Annotated in this window: 4 protein-coding genes; 1 reads left to right on the forward strand and 3 read right to left on the reverse strand. The window is 62.9% G+C overall.

Annotated features, from left to right (window positions below; genetic code table 11):
* Positions 1–425 precede the first annotated feature (425 nt).
* Complete coding sequence (gene rfaD / locus ACO1BU_RS36375) at positions 426–1409, reverse strand: ADP-glyceromanno-heptose 6-epimerase (RefSeq protein ID WP_424140740.1); 984 nt, start codon at positions 1407–1409, stop codon at positions 426–428.
* A 203-nt stretch (positions 1410–1612) separates the two neighbouring features.
* On the opposite strand from rfaD, the gene ACO1BU_RS36380 reads away from it, so the two are divergent.
* Positions 1613–2785 carry an AGE family epimerase/isomerase gene (locus ACO1BU_RS36380; protein ID WP_424140741.1) on the forward strand — a complete coding sequence of 391 codons (1173 nt, stop codon included), beginning with the start codon at positions 1613–1615 and terminating at the stop codon, positions 2783–2785.
* Between the two features lie 27 nt (positions 2786–2812).
* Here ACO1BU_RS36380 and ACO1BU_RS36385 read toward each other — a convergent pair whose 3' ends face one another.
* Together ACO1BU_RS36385 and ACO1BU_RS36390 are read right to left on the reverse strand one after the other, a co-directional pair.
* A complete protein-coding gene (locus tag ACO1BU_RS36385) occupies positions 2813–3277 on the reverse strand; it encodes an IS630 family transposase (protein ID WP_424140743.1) in 465 nt (154 codons plus the stop codon).
* Positions 3278–3289: 12 nt separating this feature from the next.
* The coding region (locus ACO1BU_RS36390; RefSeq protein ID WP_424140742.1) for a transposase domain-containing protein at positions 3290–3552 on the reverse strand (263 nt) is incomplete at its 5' end.

Consider the following 3552-nt stretch of genomic DNA (forward strand, 5'->3'; position numbering starts at 1 on the left):
TGATTGGGCGCCGTTTCGCGGAAACCATCAGGGTCTAGACAAGACCGGATAGCTGACTGCAGGCGACCGTGCTGCTAGGATGCCAAGATGACCCACGTGGTGGTGGGGCCGTCCATAGCTGGGGCCGTCCATAGCTGACGCCGGTAGGGGCCTCGGGATGACATGACCTTCTCCTGATCGAAGGTCCAGCCAGCGTATCAGTTCCGGGTGCCCCAGTGGTCCAACTCCAGGGGTTCACTCCATGGGCGGCTCACTTTGCGACCCGAGATTGGTTGGACCGACCCCAAAGCCATCCACATCGAGACTAGGTGAGGCTCCTGCCTGGTCGGTTAATCGCCCCGGGGGCAGACCACCGTGCGTCCGGAGCAGTTGCGACCGATGCTCCCCCTTGCAGGACGCGGCTGCCTTGACCCTGTCCTGCATTATCAACGATAGTGATTTTCATTTACCAGATACTGCCTCACATAACGTGAGACGCCTTCCTCAAGCGAGGTCATCGGCTTATTGTAGCCGGCAGTACGAAGCTTTGAGATGTCGGCCTCGGTCCAATACTGGTAACGTCCGCGCAGCGCATCGGGCATCGGCATAAACTCGATTGCTGGCTGCTTCCCAAGGGCTGCGAAAACCGCGCGCGCTAAATCCGCCCAGCTACGAGCCTTCCCCGAACCTACATTATAGAGGCCAGAGGGGGCAGCGCTGCGCAGTAGCCAGACCATGACATCGCAGATATCATTGACGAAGACGAAGTCGCGCGATTGGCCGCCATCAGCGAAATCAGGACGGTCCGAGGCGAAGAGACGCGCCGGCTCGCCGCGCAACACCGCGCTCGTCACGTTGAACACGCCGCTTCGCATATGGCCTTTGTGGTACTCGTTCGGGCCATAGACGTTGAAGAATTTCAGCCCGTACCAGCGCAGCGGCGCTGGGCGACCCTGCTCCAACTCGCGTGCCACGCGCCGATCGAAGATGTGCTTGCTCCAGCCGTAGAGGTTTAGCGGTCGGAGCATGGCAAGAAAGTCCGGCGTATCCTGATCGAGGAACCCTGCTTCCCCATTACCATAGGTTGCTGCGGAGGAAGCGTAGATGAGGGGGATTTTTGCCGCAGTACAGTAACGCCACAGCATGAGCGAGCAGGCGAAGTTGTGATCCATCACCTCGTCGCCGTCTGAGGCCGTGGTATCAGAGTTGGCGCCCAGATGGATCACGGCTTCCAGTTCCGGCGCCTGCCCGAGCCAATCCTTGAGAGCGCCGATGGGCACGAAATCGTTGAACTCGTGATTGCGCAGGTTGCGCCACTTGCCTTCGGTGCCGAGTACGTCACAGATCACGACATCGGTCATTCCGACCTCGTTGAGACGCGCCAGAAGGTTCGATCCGATAAAGCCGGCTGCCCCCGTCAGCAAAATCATGGCGCAAACCCCCCCCAGAACGAGACGCGCACGGCACGGAGTAGCGCCGCGCGTCCTGCCGCCCCCCTATAGCGCCGGGACCACGCAGCGTGCCAGGAGGGAACCGTAGTGGCCCGCCCCTACCACAGGTGCTGCCCCGCCCCTAGAATATGTTTCCGCCGCAGCCCCGCGGCTCAGGCCATAAGGACAGGCCGACCAGGCCCATGAACGCTCCTGGACAGTTTGCCGGTCCGGCGCTAGGTGCCGTGGATACTGCCCGATCTTGGTTGCGGGACACGGCATGGCCGCTATGGCTCGAACACGGCGTGGATTGGGAGCGCCGGGGTTTCCGCGAAAGCCTCGAACTGGGCACGCTGCGCAGCCCAGCCGGATTCCGCCGTCTTCGTGTGGTCTCGCGCCAGACCTTTGTCTTCGCCAAGGCTCATGCGGACGGCTTTGCTCGGGCGGGGGAAGCCGTGGAACTCGGAATTTCCTTCCTGCGCGACAAAGCCAGAGGGGCCGATGGCGGCTATGCCCGCTGCTTCGACCTGGATGGCTACGTTACCGATCACAGCCGCGACCTCTATGACCATGCCTTCGTCCTGCTCGCCCTGTCTAGCGCATCAATGCTGCTGCCAGGGGCATTGCTGCGGCAGGAGGCGCTTGCGCTGATTCAGTATCTGGACCAGCGCTTCACGCATCCCAGGGGCGGCTATGTCGAGAGCCTTCCTCCGAACTCGCCAAGACGCCAGAACCCGCACATGCATTTATTGGAGGCCTGCCTTGCCGCGTCAGAGGCCTTTGGGGACGAGATCTTTCTGGACCGGGCTGGTGACATGGTCAGGCTCTTCCTGCACCGCTTCCGTGATGGACGTTCCGGAACCTTGCCTGAGTTCTTTGACGACGGGCTAGTCCCGCTGTGGCAACAGGGACGACATTCGATCGAGCCCGGACATCATTGCGAATGGGTCTGGCTTCTGGACTGGTACGGACGGCTTGCGGGTGAGCGGAGTGTGGCCACGCCCGGGCTTCTTGCCGAAGCCGAACGCGGGTTGCTCGCTTTTGTTGACCGCCATGGCATCAATCCAGAACTTGGCACGCTGTATGATGAGGTCTGGAGCGACGGCACACTGAAGAGTGGGGGCTCGCGCCTTTGGCCGCAAACGGAGCGCCTAAAGGCGGAGGCGCTGCGGCCCGATGCCTCGCCGGAGGGCATAATCCGTGCTTTTGAGGCGCTTCAGCACTATCTCGCTGCGGAGCCCCGCGGGCTCTGGTTCGAACGGCTTGACCCACAGGGGCGTGCGTCGCCGGAGCCCGCGCCGGCCAGCAGCCTGTATCATCTTACCGCGGGCATCCTAGTCTCGCACCAGCATCTGAAAAGAGGAGGCCCAGTGTAAGTCGAGCTTAGTGCGGAGACAATTTAGCTAGTGGTTTGAGTTAGAGGTTCGTTGGCAGAACCGTCCGATGCTGGCGAGGACGTCGTCGGCGGACTTGGTCCAGATGAAGGGCTTCGGCTCGGCGTTGGTCCTGTCGATGTAACCCTGGATAGCGGCCTGGAGGGCGTCGGTGCTGGCGAAGGCGCCTCGTTGGAGGCAGCGGCGGGTCAGCAGCGAGAACCAGCCTTCGACAAGGTTGAGCCAGGACGCCGAGGTTGGCGTGAAGTGCAGGTGCCAGCGGGGCCGCTTGAGCAGCCAGTCGTGGACCACATGCGTCTTGTGGGTGGCCGCGTTATCGAGCACGAGATGGACGTCGAGATCCGCGGGCACGGCCGCCTCGACCTGATCCAGAAAGGCCCGGAACTCGGTCGCTCGGTGACGTCCCTTGCAGGCGCCGATCACAGTCCCGGCCTGCACGTCGAGGGTAAGCGAGGCCGACAGACCCTTGGCGATCTGACCTGAGGGTTAGCCCGCGTCGGCGGTGGCCCAGCACCAGGGCATGAGTTCGTCGAGGCGGTTATTGGGCCAGCCGTTGACGAGCCGGGTGAGCAGGTCGGCGAGGTAGCGCTGCGGGTCGACGCCGTTGAGCTTGCACGTCTCCACGAGGGAGGCGACGGCCGCCCAGCGGGCGCCCCCGTCGTCCGAGACGTGTTCATTGTGCTGTGGTCCTTTCTGCTGAGGACGAATGGCGGCTGGGTGGTGTGGCCGAGGCCGGCACCTGGGCAGAG

Source organism: Roseomonas chloroacetimidivorans (assembly GCF_049629625.1).
GTDB lineage: Bacteria > Pseudomonadota > Alphaproteobacteria > Acetobacterales > Acetobacteraceae > Roseomonas > Roseomonas chloroacetimidivorans.